The following is a 20,096-nucleotide window of genomic DNA, read 5'->3' as shown; positions in this document are numbered from 1 at the left end:
TTGATTTGACCTATAAAGAAAACCAATTTTTCACCATTTCTTTTTCTTTGTGCAACGCATTTTTATGAACAAACTCGTTGGAGTTTTTATTGTATTCATAATCTTTTGCCCATTCTTTATGGTTATCAGCCAAAGCTATGATACTGTTACAAACGAATTCAATTTCAGCAGAAGTTGTCGTTGGGTGAATCGACATCCTGATCCATCCCGGTTTTTCAATTAAATCACCCGATGTAATTTTATCGGTTAAATAATGAGACGTTTCCTGATCCACATGCAACAGGAAGTGACCGTAAGTTCCGGCACAACTGCAACCGCCACGAGTTTGAATTCCGAATTTATCGTTCAGAATTTTCACTCCAAGGTTGAAATGCAAATCATCGATGTAAAAAGAGATAACCCCTAGCCTGTCTTTGTGTTGTCCTGCCAGAATATTGATGTTCGAAACATTTCCTAATCGTTCGAAAACATAGTCTACGATTTCATGTTCGCGTTTCAGGATATTATCAATTCCCATCTGCTCTTTCAACTGAATTGCCAAAGCGGTTTTGATAACCTGAAGGAAGCCCGGAGTTCCGCCATCTTCGCGTTCTTCAATATTGTCTAAATATTTATGTTCGCCCCAAGGATTGGTCCAGCTAACTGTTCCTCCTCCCGGATGATCGGGAACCATATTTTTGTATAATTTTTTATTGAAAACCAAAACCCCGGAAGTACCCGGTCCGCCAAGGAATTTGTGTGGCGACATGAAAATGGCATCCAGATACCCTTCCGGATTGTCCGCCGGATGCATGTCTATTTTTACATAAGGTCCCGAACAGGCAAAATCCACAAAACAAACTCCGTTGTACTGGTGGATTAGTTTTGCCACTTCATGATAAGGTGTTCTGATTCCGGTTACGTTAGAACAAGCTGTTATTGAAGCGATTTTTAAAGTACAGTCTTTATATTTTTCCAATAATGCTTTGAAGCTGTCCAAACAAATCAAGCCTTTTTCGCAAGCCGGAATCACTTCTACTTTCGCGATGGTTTCCAGCCAAGAGGTTTGATTCGAATGATGTTCCATATGTGAAATGAAAACCACCGGCTTTTTCTCCTCGGGAATCTGAGTGTATTTCTGAAGATTTTCAGGAACTTTCAAGCCTAAAATACGCTGAAATTTATTGATAACCCCTGTCATACCTGTACCGTCAACAATCAAGACGTCATTCTCATCGCTGTTCACATGTTTTTTGATAATGTGACGCGCTTCATGATAGGCCATCGTCATTGCCGTTCCGGATACTGTGGTTTCAGTATGCGTATTGGCAACGAAAGGTCCGAATTCATTCATCAGTTTTTCTTCTATCGGACGATACAAACGCCCCGAAGCGGTCCAATCCGTGTAAATGATTTTTTTTCTTCCGAAAGGAGAATCAAATTCCTGATCGATACCGATGATGTTTTTTCTGAATTGCTGAAAATAGTGTTCCAGTTGTGTAGTCTGTTCTGTAATCATTTAAAATAAGCATTTGGGTCAAAGATACATTTTTTTGATTATTTCAGGTTTTAAGGATTTAAGGATTTAAGGAGTATAACTAAAATTTAACACATTTACCTGATTTTATGATATTTACGATTCAAAATTAATGAAAAATGATGCCCCAAAGCCATTATCAAAATTCTGTTATCTTTGCTTTTTTAATCCGAAGTTATGAATATTAAACTCCTGGCCATCGGCAAAACCGATAATAAAGCACTGCAAACCTTAATCGACGATTACACCAAACGGCTGTCGTTCTACATTAAGTTTGAACTGGAGATTATTCCGGATATCAAAAACGCTAAAAACCTTTCGGAAGCCCAGCAAAAAGAGAAAGAAGGCGAACTGATCCTGTCGAAATTATCGGCAACTGACCAATTGATTTTACTGGACGAAAACGGAAAAACATTTTCAAGCGTAGGCTTTTCGGAAGAATTGCAAAAGAAAATGAATTCTGGTGTAAAAACATTAGTTTTCGTAATTGGAGGCCCTTATGGATTCAGTCATGAGGTTTATAAAAAAGCACAGGGGAAGATTTCGCTTTCGCAGATGACATTCTCGCATCAGATGGTACGACTGTTTTTCATCGAACAACTGTATCGCGGCTTCACGATTCTTAAAAACGAACCGTATCATCATCAGTAAATCCGGATTTCAGTTAAATATTATATGATAGAACCAAACTGTCTGAATTAGGGTTAAAGTTTATCAAAAATTAGAGATTATCTTGTAATAATGGCTTAATTTTACTAACGAATGTAAAATGTTGCTACATCGTAACATTATGATTTTCAGCGCAAAATATTAAAAAAGCGTTTCTCTTTCTTACGACTCTATACATACTTATTTTTTCGATATGAAATATTATGTAAGATTTTTAGCAGTTGTCTTATTTACAGCAGTTGCGGTTTCGTGCAATGATGATGATGATGATATGTCATCAATACCTGTCTCAATAACTACTTTTAATGCAACTTTAAGCGGGTCAAATGAAGTACCGCCTAACAGCTCAACAGCAACTGGAACCGCAGTACTTAAATTTTATAACGCAACCAAAATACTGTCCATTACAGTAACACATAGCGGTATGACAGTAACAGACGGACATATCCACAAAGGAGCTTTAGGAGTTAGTGGCCCACCTGTTTTTGCTTTTTCAAGTTTTACACCACCAATAAGCTACACAAGTGATCCACTTAGCGCTGAGCAGGAAGCGGATCTTAAGAACAACCTTTATTATGTGAATTTACACAGTGCAACTTATCCTGATGGAGAAATCAGAGGCCAACTTATTAAAGAAATCACAGGAGGCGGTTATTAAAACATAATTTGGAAACAAAAAAAAATAATTCTGAAAACTCTTTCCGTTTAGTAAGGATGGAAAGAGTTTTTCAATAAATAAATTCGGAAAATCCCGTCATCTTAACCTCAATAGTTCTGATGAATAATTTATTCTGAATATAGGTACCGAAACTACTGTTTTTATCGAAACAAAATTTAATTTCTTCCAAAGACTGATTACTATTGTTTAAATATTGATTCAAATCCTCTTTCTTAACCGGGACATCATTAACGAATACTTGATTGTCCTTCTTAAAAAATACAATTGTTCCGGTTTTCGGTTTTTCCAGTTGATAGACAACCTTCGTAAACGGAATAAACGCTAAATTCTTCCCGATACTGTCGGCATAAGAGTAAAAATTATCTTTTGGAGCATCTTCATTACTTTTTCGCTTGCGTTTTTTTTCCTGAAGTTTTTTGACTTCCGGTATGACAATTTTCAGCGGAATCCGTTTGTCGATATTAAAAACCCAGTTGGTTGTGGTAATCACGGCATTTTTCTTAACATCTGCCAAAGTATCGTTATTTACAACGGAAAAGAAAAAATCGACTTTTGAAAGATCCGAAACTTCTTTAACTATCGTAACATCCGATTTTGGCAAAAGAATTTCCTTTTTTTCACCACAGGAAAACATTAACAACGCTATAAAAAAACAGCTTATTTTCTTCATAATTTCTATTACTGACTTTGGATTTGGGTATACAAACGAACGCATTCAACCGCTTCTTTAACATCGTGTACGCGAAGGATTTTCGCTCCTTTTAAAAGAGAAACCGTATTTAAAACTGTAGTTCCGTTAAGCGCTTCATCCGCATTGGTTTCCAATACTTTATAAATCATTGATTTTCTGGAAACAGCCGACAAAAGAGGAACTTCAAGCATCTGAAACAATTCCAGTTTCTGAAGCACTTCATAATTCTGTTCCAGCGTCTTTGCAAAACCAAATCCGGGATCGATAATAAGATCGTTAATTCCGAAACTTCTCGCTGCGGAAATCCGTTCCGAAAAATATTTGATCATGTCTTTTACGATATCATCGTAATCCGTAAGCGTGGTCATCGTTTGAGGTGTTCCGCGCATGTGCATCATAATATAAGGAACATTCGCATTGGCAATCACTTCCAGCATTTTTTCATCCAATAATCCGGCTGAAATATCATTTATCATGGCAGCTCCTTTTTCTATGGCCTGTTCAGCAACATTGGCTCTGAAGGTGTCGATGGATAAAATGGCTTCCGGAAATTTTTCCGTGATTAATTCCACTACAGGAAGTAAGCGTGATAATTCTTCCAATTCCGAAACGAAAACCGCATTGGGTCTTGAAGAATAGGCTCCAATATCGATAAAAGTCGCCCCTTCTTTAAGCATTTTCTCCGTTTGATTCAGAAAATCTTCATCCGATGTGTATCTCCCACCGTCAAAAAATGAATCAGGTGTGATATTCAGAATTCCCATAACTTTTGGCTGGGATAAATCGATGAGTCGTCCTTTGCAATTGATGTTCATAATTATAAGTGACAAGTTAGTGATACAAATTTCAAAAAAATTAAGCCTTGTTAATCGACTTTGTACTTCGCCTTAATTTCTTTACATTTGAAAATTCTACAAACAAAGATAATTATAAATGAGTACGACTTCACAGGAATATGATAAGGTAATTGCCATTTGTCGCGATTTATATGCCAAAAAAATGAAAGATTACGGTAGTGCATGGCGCATTTTACGTCTTCCGTCGCTGACCGATCAGATTTTCATAAAAGCCCAACGCATCCGAAGTTTGCAGGAAAATGAGGTGCGTAAAATAGACGAAGATGAAACCGGAGAATTCATCGGTATCATCAATTATTCCATTATGGCGTTGATTCAGCTGGAGTTGGGTGTTGTGGATCAGCCCGATTTGGATTGGGAAACCGCAGTGAGATTATACGACGAAAAAGTACAAACGACCAAGGATTTAATGGAAGCTAAAAATCATGATTATGGTGAAGCCTGGCGTGATATGCGTGTGAGTTCGCTGACCGATCTGATTCTGCAGAAACTCCTTCGCGTAAAACAAATTGAAGACAATAAAGGAAAAACATTGGTTTCTGAAGGCATCGATGCTAATTATCAGGACATGATCAATTATGCTGTGTTTGCTCTTATTTTAATGGGATTTTCGAAAAATTAATTTCTTAACGATATGAAATACGTTTCACCAGCCATACGAATTACAATAGCATTCTTGTTTATCATTTCGGCGATAGCAAAAATGTACCCTTCACCCTATTTTGCCATTTCAACCTTTGAAGTAAAACAGTTATATCCGCTCGGTTTTTCGGAAACGATAGCGCCTTGGTTTTCGCGAATTCTGATTGGAATCGAATTGGCATTGGGAATCCTAATTCTACAGAACAATTATCTGAAAAAAATCATTATTCCGGCTACCATTTTGCTTTTGGTGGTTTTCATCGGACATTTGTCATATGAAACTTTTCTTAGCGGCGGAAACACAGGAAATTGCGGTTGTTTTGGTGAATTGATCCCGATGACACCAATTGAAGCGATCATTAAAAACATAATTGCCGTTTTATTATTGGGATGGCTTTACAAAATAACAGAAAAGGATATTGACAATTCGAAATTTTGGGTTGTAGCGTTAATTACGATCCTTTCAATTGCCGGAATCTTTTTGGTGGCACCGATTAAAAGTACGACTTCCGATGACGTAATTGCTCCTGAAACCACAATCGGAGCATTGGAAACGAGTTTTGACACCACATCGGCTCCGACAGAAGAAAACAACTTGCCGACAACTACCGCCAAAACCGATACAATTAAGGACAATACGACTAAAAAAGAAACCGAAAAAGTTGTGGAAAAAGTAGCTCTTAATGAGCCTGCAAAACGAAAATCAGGTTATGCGAAGTATTTTTCGGATATTGACAAAGGAAGAAAAACACTGTGTTTCTTTGTTCCGGGTTGTGATCATTGCATGGAGGCTGCCAAAGAACTTACTGAAATGAAAAGGAAAGACCCTAATTTCCCTGAAATCAAGATTATTTTCATGAATGAAGAGCCTGAAAAAATTCCGGATTTCTTCAAATTTGCAGGCGCACAGTATCCTTATGTAATGATCGATGTTATTCCGTTCTGGGGCGTACTCGGTTCAGGAAAAGACACTCCGGGCGTAAAATACCTGTGGAATGGGAACGATTATAAATTTTACTGGGGAACAACCGATAATAAATTTAATGCATCCGAATATCAAACGATAATCAACAAACCGTATTCGGAATTAAAAAAATAACGATGAACAAATTTTTAACCCTACTGTTTTTCTCGTTTGTGCTTACATCTTGCGCACAGGAAAATCAGACCGCTTTTAAGAAAGAAGCCTTAAAAAATGAAATGGTAGCTTTAAACGGAAGCAATATTGCGTTTAAGAACATCCTAAAAAAATACAAAGGAAAAACCGTAGTTATTGATGTGTGGGCTTCCTGGTGTTCCGATTGTATCAAAGGAATGCCGAAAGTAAAGGCATTGCAAAGTCAGTTTCCGACTACCACCTTTTTATTTATTTCAATGGATAAAACTTCAGAAGCCTGGCAAAAAGGGATCCAAAAATATGAAATAACCGGCGAACATTATATGGCGACCGACGGCATGAAAGGTGTTTTCGGAAAAGCCATAAATCTTGACTGGATTCCGCGTTACATGGTCATTGACAAAAAAGGTAAGATTGCGCTGTTTAAAGCAATTGAAGCCGATGATATAAAATTGATTGAGACATTAAATACACTAAACTAATGAGACATAATATAGTTGCAGGTAACTGGAAAATGAATAAAAATGCTGCAGAAACCACGCAGTTATTAACCGATATCTTAAACCAGCTTCCATCCGGGAAAGAAGTGGAAGTACTTGTTGCTCCACCTTACGTAAATTTATCGCAAGCCGTTCATATTCTTGAACATACCAATATCAGTGTGGCGGCGCAAAACATGCATCAGGCAGAAGGTGGTGCGTTCACCGGAGAAATTTCCGCGGACATGCTTACATCTGTTGGTGTACACAATGTAATTTTAGGTCACTCCGAAAGACGTGCTTATTTTAAGGAAAGTGACGCACTTTTAGCCAATAAAGTGGATACTGCTTTAAAACACGAAATGCGTGTGATTTTCTGTATCGGAGAAGAATTGAAAGACCGTCAGAACAAGCAACATTTCAACGTTGTTGACAACCAGTTGCGTGACGGATTGTTTCATCTGGAAGCCAATGCCTGGATGAACATCGTTTTGGCCTACGAACCTGTATGGGCTATCGGAACGGGAGAAACCGCTTCACCGGAACAGGCTCAGGAAATGCACCATTTTATTCGTGAAACTATCCGACATAAATACGGAAGCGACATCGCCGAAAATGTTTCCATTCTTTATGGAGGAAGCGTAAAACCGGACAATGCAAAAGAAATTTTCTCCAAACCCGACGTAGACGGCGGATTGATTGGCGGAGCGGCATTAAAAGCTGAAGATTTTGTAGCGATTGTAGAAGCAGTTTAAAATATTCATGGAAAAAGAAACGGAAGGTTTACTCAACGAGAATGAGTTCATAAATACTACAAAGCGCAGAAGGCAATTACTTCCAGGTTGGATAAAATTTTTCACATGGGTATTTATGCTTTTTGGTGTTTTGGCGCCTATTTCGATAATCGTCGGATTAACGGGAAATACTTTTGACTTATCCCTTTATGGTCTTGAAACGAATTACCCTTTATCATTAATGGGAATTTTGATATCATCTTTATTTCTGTTCAAAGGATTTACCGCATTTAGTTTATGGATGGAAAAAGACTCAGCGACCGATTTGGCAAAAATCGACAGTTATATCGGACTTGTAATTTGTGTGCTAGTGATGATCGTTTACCCTTTCTTTGATAATCATGAAGGATTTTCACTAAACTTTCGTTTTGAAATTTTACTGTTGTATTTCTTTTTAAAGAAAATAAACAACATTGAATACACTTGGGCTAAATTGAAAGTTTCATAAATTCATCATGATTACAGTAAACATCATCGGTTCAGGGAATGTGGCGCTACATCTGATTTCGGTTTTTCAACAGACTGAAAATGTCGCATTGCAGCAGGTTTTTTCACGTAAACCGGAAAGCATAACCCATTTGGTTTCTTCCGATAAGATTACGACAAATTATTCCGATTTAAAACTGGCAGATATTACCATAATTTCGGTTACGGATGACGCTATTTCAGAAGTTTCCGACCAACTTCCGTTTGAAAACCAATTAGTGGTTCATACTTCGGGAAGCGTTGGATTGGATGCATTAAATGCTAAAAACCGAAAAGGCGTTTTTTATCCGTTACAAACCTTTTCCAAATCAAAAGCAATCGATTTTAAAGCGGTTCCGATTTGTCTTGAAACCGAAAATGAATGGGATTACAGTATTTTGGAAACTCTGGGAAAAGCCATTTCGGATAAGGTCTTTAAAATCAGTTCTGAACAAAGACAAAGTTTACATGTTGCCGCGGTTTTCTCCTGTAATTTCGTGAATCATCTTTATCAGTTGGGAAAAGAAATCTGTGATGAAAACCAAGTTCCGTTTGAAATTCTGCTTCCATTAATTCAGGAAACTGCCGATAAAATCAAAACCCTTTCCCCGTTAGAAGCCCAAACCGGTCCGGCAAAACGCAACGATCAAAAAACCATCGAAAAACATTTGTCTTTCTTAGAGGACGAGAATAAAAAAACAATTTACCAACTGCTTACGCAGTCCATACAAAAACACAATGGCTAAAAGTTATAAAGAAATCATGAACGATGTCACCACGTTTATTTTTGACGTTGATGGCGTTCTTACCGACGGAACAGTACACATAACCCCAACAGGAGAAATGCTTCGCGAAATGAATATCCGTGACGGCTATGCGATGAAAGCAGCTGTTGAAAACGGTTACACGGTTTGCATTATTTCAGGCGGAAGTAACGAAGGCGTTCGTATTCGACTAAGAAATCTTGGCATCACCGATATTCATTTGGGAGTGCCTGATAAAGTCGAAACTTTCAAAGAATTCACCGATGTATACAACATCAAACCCGAGCAGGTTTTATACATGGGCGACGATATTCCGGATTATCATGTGATGCAATTGGTTGGATTACCTACCTGTCCGCAAGATGCCGTTCCCGAAATTAAAAACATCTCCAATTACATTTCCCACCGCAACGGAGGAAAAGGCGCTGTTCGGGATGTGATTGAACAGGTTATGAAAGTTCAGGGCAAATGGATGGAGCACTTTGATGCGAAATTCGACTAACTACCTTAAAATCAATAATTGAATACTGAATACAAAACCATGAATTTCTTAAAACTAATCCGCTTTCAAAACCTGTTAATGCTGGCTTTAATGCAGCTTGTTTTTCACTTCCTGTTCTTTAAAAATCAGACGGATTTGATCTTGGCATTAGCCAATTGGCAATTTATATTATTAGTAATTGCGACTGTATCCATTGCTGCCGGTGGGTATGTCATTAACAATATTATGGATCAGGAAACCGACGCGTTTTCAAAACCTAAAGACGTTATTGTCGGTAAACACATATCGGAAGGAATGGCTTATAATATCTATGCAGCACTTAACATCATCGGAGTGGGAATTGGATTTTATTTGTCGAATATCATTGAAAAACCCAGTTTTGCAGCTGTATTCATCGTTGTGGCGGCAACATTATATATATATGCTACCAATTTGAAACAAAACCTACTTGTCGGAAACATTATCGTTTCTTTGTTAGTGGCGTTCAGCATTGTTATCGTGGGAATATTCGATTTATATCCTGCAACTTATGATGGAAACCGTGAGCAAATGGGTCTTATTTTCAGTATACTTCTGGATTATGCTTTGTTTGCTTTTATCATCAATTTCATTCGCGAAATCGTAAAGGACATCGAAGATATGGATGGTGATTATAACTCGGGAATGAGTACGCTTCCCATTATTATTGGAAAAGAAAGAACATCAAAAGTGGTTTTCGCTTTAACTTTCATACCGATTGCTTTATTGATATTTTACGTAAACACTAATTTATCAGAAATACAATGGGTAATGTACTATGCCTTACTTTTTGTATTGGCACCACTACTCTACTTCCTAATCAAAATATGGAGTGCAAAATCAAAGAAGGAATTCAATCATTTGAGTCTGATTTTAAAACTGGTTATGTTGTTCGGAATCCTTTCCATAGTGGTCATAACCTTAAATATGAAGGGAAATGCTTAGAGACAAACTAAAAATTTTCAATATTATTCTGGCTTCCGGTTCGCCCAGACGTCAGCAGTTCTTCAGGGATTTGGATCTGGATTTCGAAATCCGATTAAAAGAAGTGGAAGAAATTTATCCGGACGACTTAAAAGCCGGTGAAATCACAGATTATTTAGCTGAATTGAAAGCCGATGTTTTTCTTGAAGATCTTTCGGACAACGATATTCTGATCACAAGCGACACGATCGTTTGGCACGAAAACAAGGCATTGGGAAAACCAAAAGATTATGATGATGCGTTTAAAATGCTGCAATCGTTATCCGGTAAAACCCATGAGGTCATTACATCGGTCTGCATTAAAACAAAGATGAAAAAGGACACGTTTCACGAAGTAACCAAAGTAACTTTCAATACTCTTTCAGACGAAGCAATCCTTTATTACTTAGACAATTACAAACCCTTTGACAAAGCCGGCTCTTACGGAATTCAGGAATGGATCGGACTTGTAGCGATAGCCGAAATTAATGGTTCTTATGCAAACGTAGTTGGGTTGCCGGTAGATAAAGTTTATCAACATTTGCTTACATTTGTATAGTTAAGCAAATAAAATGCCGGACAATAAATTTTATATTGAAATTGTCGCCACACTTATAACACTGATACTGTTTGTATTGGTGCGTATTGTTGTGGCTAAAATTGTTCGCCGGTTTGCCATGGTTTCCGAAAGGATTGAACACCGAACCAATCTGGTCATTAAATACATCAATATACTTGTCAATATTGTTACGGCGATTGTGTTGTTTGCTATTTGGGGAATCCGAACCACTCAAATTATCGTTTTTGCTTCTTCCGTTTCCGCGATAATAGGTGTGGCCATTTTTGCCCAATGGTCGATTTTGAGTAACATCACGGCAGGAATTATTTTATTCTTTAATTTTCCTTTTAAAATTGGGGACATTATTTTAATTCACGACAAAGATTTCCCGGTTGAAGGCGAAATTATAGATATTACAGCCTTTCATGCACTTTTAAAAACCAAAAGCGGTGAACACATTACTTATCCCAACAATCTTCTTATACAGAAAGGTATCACTATCGTCAAACAATACAGTGATGACCGTGAATTCACGGACTAACAAACTAAGGCTATAAAACACTGAAATTCAACACTAAAAGATGAATTTCAAAAATTTAACACATCATAATTTTATATCGACTTCAATTTTGGCACGGAAGTTGGAAATATTCAAACATCAAACGAATATTGGTTAAATTAAAATATAAAATTATGAAAGCTCTTAAATTTTTATTCGCAGGTTTCTTATTAATGACATTAAGTACACAAGCTCAGGTTTCCGTGAATGTAAATATCAACACCCCTCCTGTTTGGGGACCTGTCGGATATGCTGAAACCCGTTATTATTATATTCCGGACATTGAGGTTTATTACGATGTCCCATCGGCAATGTTCATCTATTTTGATGGTGGCGGATGGATAAGAGCGGCTTACTTACCGTACCGATACAGACATTATGATTTATACGGAGCTTACAAAGTTTGCTTACACGATTACGGTCCAAACCCTTATGTGTATTACAAACATCACAAAGTAAAATACCATCACGGTTACAGAGGTCCGTATCAAAGAACGATTGGCGCACGTCCGCAAGTAGTTTACAATGGTCCGAGAGAAGGCTATCGTCACGAAAGAAATGATGACGACAGAAAAGAATACTACAGAAATGATTATCACAGAAACGATTATCACAGAAATACGAACGACAATCGAGGAGAACGAAAACATAACGATTACCGAACCGAATATAAAAATTCCGGTTCAGGCTATACAAAAAATGATAACGGACACGGTCGTGGTCGCGGAAACGACGGGAACGGAAATGGAAACGGTCGTGGAAACGGAAATGGCGGAGGAAGAGGTCATGGTCAAAGAGGTTAAATTTTAATTTTCATAAATTATCCCAAGAAGCAAAGACAGTTATGTTTTTGCTTCTTTCTTTTTGTTAAATATAACCGTCTGTTCGTCTATTTCACTATATTTGAAACACAAGAATAACACTACAGTATGAAGAAGCCCCGCTTACTTTCACATATATTACTGCTGCTTTTTTTGCAACCCGTATTTGCTCAGCATCCGCAAAAACCAACTTCAGCCGACATCTACAATCAGATTGAAAAACTGAATTTTCTGGGGTCTGTTCTTTACATTGCAGCTCATCCTGATGACGAAAACACCAGACTCATCTCCTATTTTTCCAATGAAACCAAGGCTCGTACAGGATATTTATCTCTTACCCGTGGCGATGGTGGACAAAATCTTATCGGAACCGAACTTAAAGAACTGCTGGGTGTTTTACGTACTCAGGAACTTTTAGCCGCAAGAAGAATCGACGGCGGTGAACAGTTTTTTTCACGCGCAAATGATTTCGGATACTCAAAAGAACCTTTGGAAACTTTTGAAATATGGAACAAGGAAGCCATCCTAAGCGATGTCATCCTCACCATCAGACGATTCAAACCGGATGTAATCATTAACCGATTCAGCCACAAAACCCCGGGCACCACACACGGACACCACACAGCATCGGCAATGTTAAGTTATGAAGCCTTCGAGAAAGCCAATGATGTTACTGTTTATCCGGAACAATTAACAACCACTACGGTTTGGAAGCCTAAGCGATTGTTTTTCAATACCTCATGGTGGTTTTATGGTAGCGAGGAAAATTTTAAAAAAGCAGACAAAACCAATCTGCTTACCATTAACACTGGTGTGTTTTATCCGTTGAAAGGAAAAAGTAACGGTGAAATTGCTGCTTTGAGCCGAAGCCAGCACCAATGTCAGGGATTCGGAACTACCGGAACCAGAGGCAATGAATTGGAATATCTTGAATTCCTAAAAGGCGATTTCCCAAAAGACAAAAACAACATTTTTGAAGGGATTAACACTACCTGGACAAGAGTTAAGGGAGGAGAATCTATCGGTAAAATACTGTCGGAAATCCAGAAAAATTACAACTTCAAAAATCCGGAAATTCATTTGACAAAATTAATTGAGGCTTACAAATTAATCTGTCAACTGGAAGATGAACACTGGAAAACAGTCAAAAAGCAGGAACTTGAAAACATTATTATTGCAACCTGCGGATTATATCTGGAAGGTGTCGCTTCAATTCAAAACACAAATCCTAACGGTGAAATCGTTTTAAAACTGGAAGCCGTAAACCGAAGCAATGAACCTGTGGAAATACTGTCGTCAGCTTTCTTAAATACGACTGTAACCGATGATAAAAAACTGGAGTACAACATTCCGTTCAAATCGGAAAAACAAATTAAAATCCCTGAAAACCTTCCGTTTTCATCCCCTTATTGGCTGAACGAAAAAGGAACTTTGGGATTATTCTCTGTAACCGATCCGAATAAAATCGGCAAACCCGAAACCGATCCGCTGAAAGTACACTGGAAAATCAAAATTTGTGATGTTTCTTTCGATATTTATAAAAACGTGGTATACAAATTCAATGATCCGGTAAAAGGAGAAATGTATCAGCCTTTCGCGGTACTGCCGGATGTTACCACTGAAATTTTAAACAAGGTGGAATTGTTTCCGAACAACAGAAAACACGTTATTTCTGTAAAAATAAGAGCCGGTAAAGACAATTGTAAAGGCGATGTTATCTTTGATTTACCTGCTGATTGGAAAGTATGGCCTAAAAAAATCGCATTCGATATTCCGCAAAAAGGCGGAGAAAAAACAGTTACTTTCGAAGTAACACCGCCAACCTATCCTACCGAGGCCATTGCAAAAAGCATTGCCATTGTTGACAGTGTGCGTTTTGATAAAAAACTGGTTACCATTGATTATGCCCATATTCCACTACAGCAGGTTTTAATACCTTCCGAAGCCAAATTCAATAAAATTGAAATCGAAACAAGAGGCACTAACATTGGTTACATCATGGGAGCTGGAGATGAAGTCCCTGAAAGTTTACGTCAGATGGATTATAATGTAACCTTACTTTCACCGGATAAAATAACGACCGAAACTATTCAGAGTTTTGATGCCATTCTTGTCGGAATCAGGGCCTACAATACCGTCGATGCCTTAAAATTCAAACAAAGCATTCTGTTGGATTATGTGAAAAACGGCGGAACCATGATCGTTCAATACAACACAGCAGGAAAATTAGTCACCAATGATATTGCGCCTTTCGAACTGAAATTATCACAAGACAGGGTTACCGAAGAAACCGCAAAAGTAACGTTCTTAAACCCGAAACATACTGTTTTAAACTTCCCGAATAAAATTACCGAAAAGGATTTTGAATGCTGGATTCAGGAACAGGGACTTTACTACCCAAGCAAATGGGGAAAAGAATTCACTCCGATACTTTCTGCACACGATAAAAACGAGACTCCGAAAGAAGGTGGATTATTAGTAGCGAAATACGGAAACGGTCATTATATTTATACCGGATTGAGTTTCTTCAGAGAATTGCCTGAAGGGGTTCCGGGCGCCTTCCGCTTAATTGCTAATATGATTGCGATTGGAGAGTGAGGAAGATAGTCAAGAGAAAAGAGAAAAGAGAATAGAAAAAAGAGAATAGAGGATAGAAAAAAGAGAATAGAGACAAGAACCACGAGACAAGATTTTCACGTAGAGTTTTAAAACTTAGCTACTCAGAAACTTAGAAACTCAGAAACTAAAAAAATGAAAGAAGAACAGGAATTTAAATGGAAAAGAAGCTATACGATTGTGTTGTTACTCAATGCATTCTATATTTTATTATTCTATTTTTTAATGCAAATGTATAGCTAGCCCATGCAACTAATCGACTGGATCGTATTATCGGTTACCCTTTTATTCATAGTTATTTACGGAACCTGGAAGACTAAAGGCAGTAAAAATGTTGAGGAATATATTCTGGGAAATAACGAAACTCCGTGGTGGATGGTCGGTTTGTCTGTTATGGCGACGCAGGCAAGTGCCATTACGTTTCTTTCAACACCGGGACAGGCCTATCATGACGGAATGGGATTTGTTCAGTTTTATTTCGGATTACCGATTGCCATGGTGGTTATCTGCATCACATTTATCCCGATTTATCACAGACTTAAGGTTTTTACGGCTTATGAATTCCTTGAACAGCGCTTTGACGTAAAAACGCGTTCCCTTGCTTCTATCCTATTCCTGGTGCAACGCGGACTTGGTACCGGTTTAACCATTTACGCTCCTTCAATCATTCTCTCGGCTTTATTGGGATGGCACCTTACCCTGATGAATGTCGTCATCGGAATTATGGTTATCATCTATACTTTTTCGGGTGGAACAAAAGCAGTTAACGTAACCCAAAAACAACAGATGATTGTCATCATGACGGGAATGTTCATTACTTTTTTTCTGATTTTAAGCTATTTACCTGAGGAACTGAGTTTCAGTAACGCCCTCGGAATTGCTGGTGCCAATGATAAAATGGAAATCCTCGATTTTTCCTTTAATCCGGAAACACGATATACGTTCTGGAGCGGAATTACGGGCGGATTCTTTTTAGCGCTCTCCTATTTCGGTACCGATCAGTCTCAGGTTGGTCGATATCTGACCGGAAAATCTGTCCGCGAAAGCCAACTCGGATTAATTATGAACGGCCTTTTAAAAGTACCGATGCAATTCTTTATTCTGTTAACCGGTATAATGGTGTTCGTGTTCTTTCAATTCCATTCTTCTCCATTACATTTTAATCCGACCAATAATGATCTGGTTAAAAACTCTTCCTTTAAACCGGAATATGAAAAACTGGAAAAAGAACTTGATGCCGTTCAGGAAGAGAAGAAGGAAATCAGCATGTTGTATGTGGGACAGTTAAATCAGGATTTTGACAATCCTATTTTACAACAAAAGATGATTTCTCTTTCCGGAAAGGAAAAGGATTTACGCGAACAGGCAAAAGAAATCATCAGTGAAGTGGACAGCAAAACAGAAACCAACGATAAGGATTATGTTTTCTTGTATTTCATTTTGAATTTCCTGCCGAAGGGACTGATTGGCTTATTGCTGGCCGTTATCCTTTCAGCAGCGATGTCCTCGTCTTCATCCGGATTGTCTGCATTAGCGTCAACCACGACAATAGACATTTATAAACGAAATCTGAAAGCCGATAAATCCGAAAAACATTTTGTAAACGCCACAAAATTCTTCACTTTGATTTGGGGGATTATCGCCATACTTTTTGCATGTATTGGCACCCTTTTCGAAAACCTTATACAATTGGTAAACATTATTGGTTCTATTTTCTACGGAACTGTATTAGGGATTTTTCTGGTCGCGTTTTATGTGAAATTTGTGAAAGCCAGTGCCGTTTTCTGGAGTGCCGTAATTACACAGCTAACCATATTTTACATCTATTATCTGGATGTGGTGAGTTTCCTTTGGCTGAATTTCATCGGAGCGATCCTGACCATTATTTTGGGGATACTGCTTCAGATGGTAATTAAAACTAAAGAATAAAAAATTTTATACGAATAGGTATCTTTTATATTGCAGAAATGTATTAATGTTCTCTTCCTCTAATTAACTCAACTATAAAACACACCTTTTTGGTGAGCCTAACGCACGAAGTATTTGCGATCTTACTTTATGAATGAGAATGCATAAAGACGGCGGGCCCCCACTTAATTATGGGCTGAATAAACCAGTACACTATCAAAGTGATTTTAGCTGCGTGCCTCAAATCAAGCAATCAATTTTAGATGTCAATGGCCGGTAATCGCCTTCAGTAATATTACCGGCGTAGTGAATGGACAACCAAATTTAGAGCTTTTTACAACTACTAGGCCGCTTGGGATAATGGTCTAACTTGAAGCTTTAGCCGATAATATATGATTCTATATGTTCGTATTTTAAACCTGTATACTGGCAAAATTCTTCGATACTGACAAAACTCTTTTGCGGTTTGTTTAAATCTTCTCTGATTCTTTGCAACAGCCTTGTGCTTTGGCGGTAACTTTTCCCTGTAATACACTGTATATCCTTCGGATAAATACATGCTCTTTTTGATGCTGTTTTCATACACTATCCATGCCTTATCTCAGGCTTTGCTGTTTACTAAACTTTCTTTTTTATTACACTTCAATTGCAAAACTATATAAAATAAGTACCGGTTTTAAGTGGCTGTTAAAAAGACAAATATGGTCATTTCGCACCCTTTTATGACAGATTTGTACAGTTACCACCCTATTGAATCCTTCACTTAAAATCAGTCTGATTAAAACCCAAATTTGCAACAGAATAAATCAGAGAAATGTTGCAACAGAATTTAGGATTGAAGAAGTAACAATGAATTATTAATCTTTAAAAAAGAAAATTATGGCCAGACAGAAAGGCATATTTAAAATTAAAGGTACCATCGGTGATGTAACCTTTTACAAAAGTGGTGACGGGTATTTAGTTCGTGAAAAAGGGGGCATTGATGCCAAAAGAATTGCAAGCGATCCGGCATTTCAGCGAACACGTGAAAACGGCTCGGAATTTGGATGGGCAGGAAAGGCAGGAAAAATGCTAAGAACTGCTTTACGCTCCCTACTCTTAAATTCTTCAGACCACAGAATGGTTAGTCGATTAACTCAAACCATAATGAAAGTAATTCAGGCGGATCTAACCAGTCCAAGGGGCTTACGAAATGTAATTGACGGTGAAGCGGAATTATTATTGGGCTTTGAGTTTAACATAAGAGGAAAACTGGGTACCACCCTATTTGCTCCCTATGTACCCACTATTGATCGTGTGACCGGTGAAATTAAAGTGGATATTGCTTCGTTCATTCCCACTAACATGGTTGTTGCCCCGAGTGGTACAACCCACTTCAAGATTATTTCGGGTGGTGCAGAAATTGATTTTGAGAATGAAACGTTTGTAACAGACAATTCAGAAACTGCGATTTTGCCGTGGAATGCTATCGGGACAGCCATTATCAGTCATACAAATACTGTTACACCAAATTCGACAAAACCTTTGTTTTTAGCTTTAGGTATTGAATTTTATCAGGAGGCTACAGAACTATAAAATTCACTAAAGAATAATAATAAAAAACTTACACTAACAGCGGTTTTGAATTAAGTCGAGCTTTAGGACAAAACTAAAAAAATTTTTTACCGTTTACACAAAAGATACTCTAGGACATCTTTTGTTTTTATAGCAATATGATATTGTTGTTAATTTGGGATAAGTAGTTGTTAAAAACGAAGCTCTTAATTTTGTTGCGGGTGTGCACTACCCTACTTGCTGTATTTTTGAGGTATGGAATCGTATGAGATTTTTGGGTTGATTGTGATTGTGTTTGCCGGGGTTTGGTTGAAGGGAAAGTTGTATGATGGCCTGAAGAAACGAGGATATAACGGGAGTTGGAGGGAGATTTGAAATAGAAGCTCTATTTTTTTAAGATTACACCCTTGATTATCCGTGAAAACTAACTCCGCACTTTGCATATCAAACAATAAAGGATAGCTGCAACTATGTTTAGGATAAGCAATGATTAGAAATTAAAACCATTATTTGAAATATCCACATTGTTCATCCGACAAATAACTCAATACTTCCAAGTCCAAGTGCAAAAGCACCAATGGCTAAAAGCGGAAAAAAACAAGTCCAAAAACAAACGCATAAGACTTTTACCTGTCTTTTGTTGATGTAACAATTATTTTCATTTCTTACATCGGTTTGCTTAATGATTAACTTTTTACATTTTTACATTTTCATATTGTCCATCGGGTCGGATCCTTTGCGGAATTTGAACTCACTGTTTATGGCATACGCCCCAGTAATTACTACCTTTTTTGAAGCATCAATCTCTGATTTAATTTCTATCAATCCATTGGTTTCTATTCCCGTTTCCACCCTAAGATTTTCAAATATGCCCGGACTTTTTTCTATCCAGATGTAAGAGGCATCTTGCTCTCTGATAACTGCATCCGCCGGAATAAAAATTCCTTTTATATTGGATTGGTTTAGTTTAACGATGGCCTGCATACCCTGTTTCAATGCAAAATTTTGATTTGGCACTTGCAGTCGTATTAAAAGCAGTCGGGTATCAGGATTGATTTCGGGATTGATAAACGTAACTTTCGCATTGATTGTTTTATCCGGGAAATCAGTAAAAGAAACTTTGGCATTTTGCCCAAGATTAATACTTTTTGCATAGTTTACGTTTACTTGTGCTTCGAGCCAAAGATTACTTAAATCAGCCAATTTAATTATAGCGGAACCTTCCATCATATAACTTCCTTCTGTTGCCATTATCTCGGAAATATAACCACTTGTGGTACTGTAAAAGGTTGTATAGGGTGAAATTACCTTATTGTTTTTTATGTTTTCGATTTGAGAATTTGACAACCCCAAGAATAAAAGTTTTTGTTTGGCCGCATTAAGCATATTTTGAGCGTTCTTTCCAAAATCACCCGGCATGGAAAGCTGTTCGTAAGCCGTAAAATAATCCTGTTTGGCTATGGCTATATCTTCACTGTACAAAGAGTACAAGGCATCATTTTTACGCACATATTCGCCAGTTGTTTTATAGTAGAGTTTTTCAATTCGACCCATTGCTCTTGCTGAAACGGTATTAATTTTCTCTTGGTTAATTGTTAAAACTCCCGTATAACTTTGTTCTAAATTGTTTTGCATTGCTGCAATAGTTTGTGTGGTAATATTTCCCAATTGTATTTGCTGTTTGCTCAAACTTATTTCGTTTGCATTGGTATCGCTGCTTTTTATTGGAGTTAAAGACATATGACAAATAGGACATTTTCCGGGTTTGTCTTCTTTAATTTGTGGATCCATGGAACACGTGTAGAAAGTAGTTTCTTTTCCCATGTCATGTCCTGAATGGTCTTCTTTATTTTTAGTAGTGCAGGCCGTTACCACCATGAATAATAGTAGTCCTGTAATACTATATTTTATTATCTTTTTCAT

20 protein-coding genes are annotated in these 20,096 nt (G+C 37.6%); 16 read left to right on the top strand and 4 right to left on the bottom strand.

Annotated elements, in window-relative coordinates:
- Positions 1–10 precede the first annotated feature (10 nt).
- Complete coding sequence (locus FLJC2902T_RS12825) at positions 11–1,498, bottom strand: aminotransferase class V-fold PLP-dependent enzyme (RefSeq protein WP_023580232.1); 1,488 nt, start codon at positions 1,496–1,498, stop codon at positions 11–13.
- 195 nt (positions 1,499–1,693) lie between these two features.
- Here FLJC2902T_RS12825 and rlmH point away from each other — a divergent pair, with 195 nt between their 5' ends.
- Positions 1,694–2,167 (top strand): 23S rRNA (pseudouridine(1915)-N(3))-methyltransferase RlmH, encoded by a 474-nt coding sequence (rlmH, locus tag FLJC2902T_RS12820; RefSeq protein WP_023580231.1) that lies wholly within the window; start codon positions 1,694–1,696, stop codon positions 2,165–2,167.
- A 211-nt stretch (positions 2,168–2,378) separates the two neighbouring features.
- A complete protein-coding gene (locus FLJC2902T_RS12815; protein ID WP_023580230.1) occupies positions 2,379–2,843 on the top strand; it encodes a CHRD domain-containing protein in 465 nt (154 codons plus the stop codon).
- A 70-nt stretch (positions 2,844–2,913) separates the two neighbouring features.
- On the opposite strand, the gene FLJC2902T_RS12810 is transcribed toward FLJC2902T_RS12815, so the two are convergent.
- A complete protein-coding gene (locus FLJC2902T_RS12810; protein ID WP_023580229.1) occupies positions 2,914–3,534 on the bottom strand; it encodes a hypothetical protein in 621 nt (206 codons plus the stop codon).
- Positions 3,535–3,542: 8 nt separating this feature from the next.
- Positions 3,543–4,370, bottom strand: a complete 828-nt coding sequence (gene folP, locus FLJC2902T_RS12805) for a dihydropteroate synthase (protein WP_035678659.1) — start codon at positions 4,368–4,370, stop codon at positions 3,543–3,545.
- A gap of 118 nt (positions 4,371–4,488) precedes the next feature.
- On the opposite strand from folP, the gene FLJC2902T_RS12800 reads away from it, so the two are divergent.
- The 14 genes from FLJC2902T_RS12800 to FLJC2902T_RS12730 all read left to right on the top strand — a co-directional run bounded on the left by FLJC2902T_RS12800 (position 4,489) and on the right by FLJC2902T_RS12730 (position 18,194).
- Complete coding sequence (locus tag FLJC2902T_RS12800; protein WP_023580227.1) at positions 4,489–5,034, top strand: DUF1599 domain-containing protein; 546 nt, start codon at positions 4,489–4,491, stop codon at positions 5,032–5,034.
- Between the two features lie 12 nt (positions 5,035–5,046).
- Complete coding sequence (locus FLJC2902T_RS12795) at positions 5,047–6,153, top strand: MauE/DoxX family redox-associated membrane protein (protein ID WP_023580226.1); 1,107 nt, start codon at positions 5,047–5,049, stop codon at positions 6,151–6,153.
- A 2-nt stretch (positions 6,154–6,155) separates the two neighbouring features.
- Positions 6,156–6,653 (top strand): TlpA family protein disulfide reductase, encoded by a 498-nt coding sequence (locus FLJC2902T_RS12790; RefSeq protein ID WP_023580225.1) that lies wholly within the window; start codon positions 6,156–6,158, stop codon positions 6,651–6,653.
- Positions 6,653–7,405, top strand: a complete 753-nt coding sequence (gene tpiA / locus FLJC2902T_RS12785) for a triose-phosphate isomerase (protein ID WP_035678656.1) — start codon at positions 6,653–6,655, stop codon at positions 7,403–7,405. Before FLJC2902T_RS12790 ends, tpiA begins: the two co-directional genes overlap by 1 nt.
- Positions 7,406–7,412: 7 nt before the next feature.
- A complete protein-coding gene (locus FLJC2902T_RS12780; protein WP_023580223.1) occupies positions 7,413–7,892 on the top strand; it encodes a hypothetical protein in 480 nt (159 codons plus the stop codon).
- 7 nt (positions 7,893–7,899) lie between these two features.
- Complete coding sequence (locus FLJC2902T_RS12775; RefSeq protein ID WP_023580222.1) at positions 7,900–8,655, top strand: Rossmann-like and DUF2520 domain-containing protein; 756 nt, start codon at positions 7,900–7,902, stop codon at positions 8,653–8,655.
- Positions 8,648–9,175 (top strand): KdsC family phosphatase, encoded by a 528-nt coding sequence (locus tag FLJC2902T_RS12770; protein WP_035678653.1) that lies wholly within the window; start codon positions 8,648–8,650, stop codon positions 9,173–9,175. The genes FLJC2902T_RS12775 and FLJC2902T_RS12770 overlap by 8 nt, the downstream gene beginning before the upstream one ends.
- Before the next feature lie 39 nt (positions 9,176–9,214).
- Positions 9,215–10,138 (top strand): geranylgeranylglycerol-phosphate geranylgeranyltransferase, encoded by a 924-nt coding sequence (locus FLJC2902T_RS12765; RefSeq protein WP_081712566.1) that lies wholly within the window; start codon positions 9,215–9,217, stop codon positions 10,136–10,138.
- Positions 10,131–10,715, top strand: a complete 585-nt coding sequence (locus FLJC2902T_RS12760; protein ID WP_035678650.1) for a Maf-like protein — start codon at positions 10,131–10,133, stop codon at positions 10,713–10,715. Before FLJC2902T_RS12765 ends, FLJC2902T_RS12760 begins: the two co-directional genes overlap by 8 nt.
- Before the next feature lie 13 nt (positions 10,716–10,728).
- On the top strand, positions 10,729–11,256 hold the full coding sequence (locus FLJC2902T_RS12755; RefSeq protein ID WP_023580218.1) for a mechanosensitive ion channel family protein: 528 nt from the start codon (positions 10,729–10,731) through the stop codon (positions 11,254–11,256).
- Between the two features lie 152 nt (positions 11,257–11,408).
- Positions 11,409–12,077 (top strand): hypothetical protein, encoded by a 669-nt coding sequence (locus FLJC2902T_RS12750; RefSeq protein ID WP_023580217.1) that lies wholly within the window; start codon positions 11,409–11,411, stop codon positions 12,075–12,077.
- A gap of 126 nt (positions 12,078–12,203) precedes the next feature.
- Positions 12,204–14,693: a PIG-L family deacetylase gene (locus FLJC2902T_RS12745; protein ID WP_023580216.1), complete on the top strand. Its 2,490-nt coding sequence runs from the start codon at positions 12,204–12,206 to the stop codon at positions 14,691–14,693.
- Between the two features lie 264 nt (positions 14,694–14,957).
- Positions 14,958–16,640 carry a sodium:solute symporter gene (locus tag FLJC2902T_RS12740; protein WP_023580215.1) on the top strand — a complete coding sequence of 561 codons (1,683 nt, stop codon included), beginning with the start codon at positions 14,958–14,960 and terminating at the stop codon, positions 16,638–16,640.
- Between the two features lie 858 nt (positions 16,641–17,498).
- On the top strand, positions 17,499–18,194 hold the full coding sequence (locus FLJC2902T_RS12730) for a hypothetical protein (protein WP_023580213.1): 696 nt from the start codon (positions 17,499–17,501) through the stop codon (positions 18,192–18,194).
- Positions 18,195–18,875: 681 nt separating this feature from the next.
- Here FLJC2902T_RS12730 and FLJC2902T_RS12725 read toward each other — a convergent pair.
- The gene (locus tag FLJC2902T_RS12725) at positions 18,876–20,096 is read right to left on the bottom strand and encodes an efflux RND transporter periplasmic adaptor subunit (RefSeq protein ID WP_023580212.1); all 1,221 of its coding nucleotides are present in this window, start codon (positions 20,094–20,096) and stop codon (positions 18,876–18,878) included.

The sequence above is a fragment of the Flavobacterium limnosediminis JC2902 genome (genome assembly GCF_000498535.1).
GTDB lineage: Bacteria > Bacteroidota > Bacteroidia > Flavobacteriales > Flavobacteriaceae > Flavobacterium > Flavobacterium limnosediminis.
Note: the sequence above shows the minus strand (reverse complement) of the source record. Positions and strands in the feature narration are given on the sequence as shown.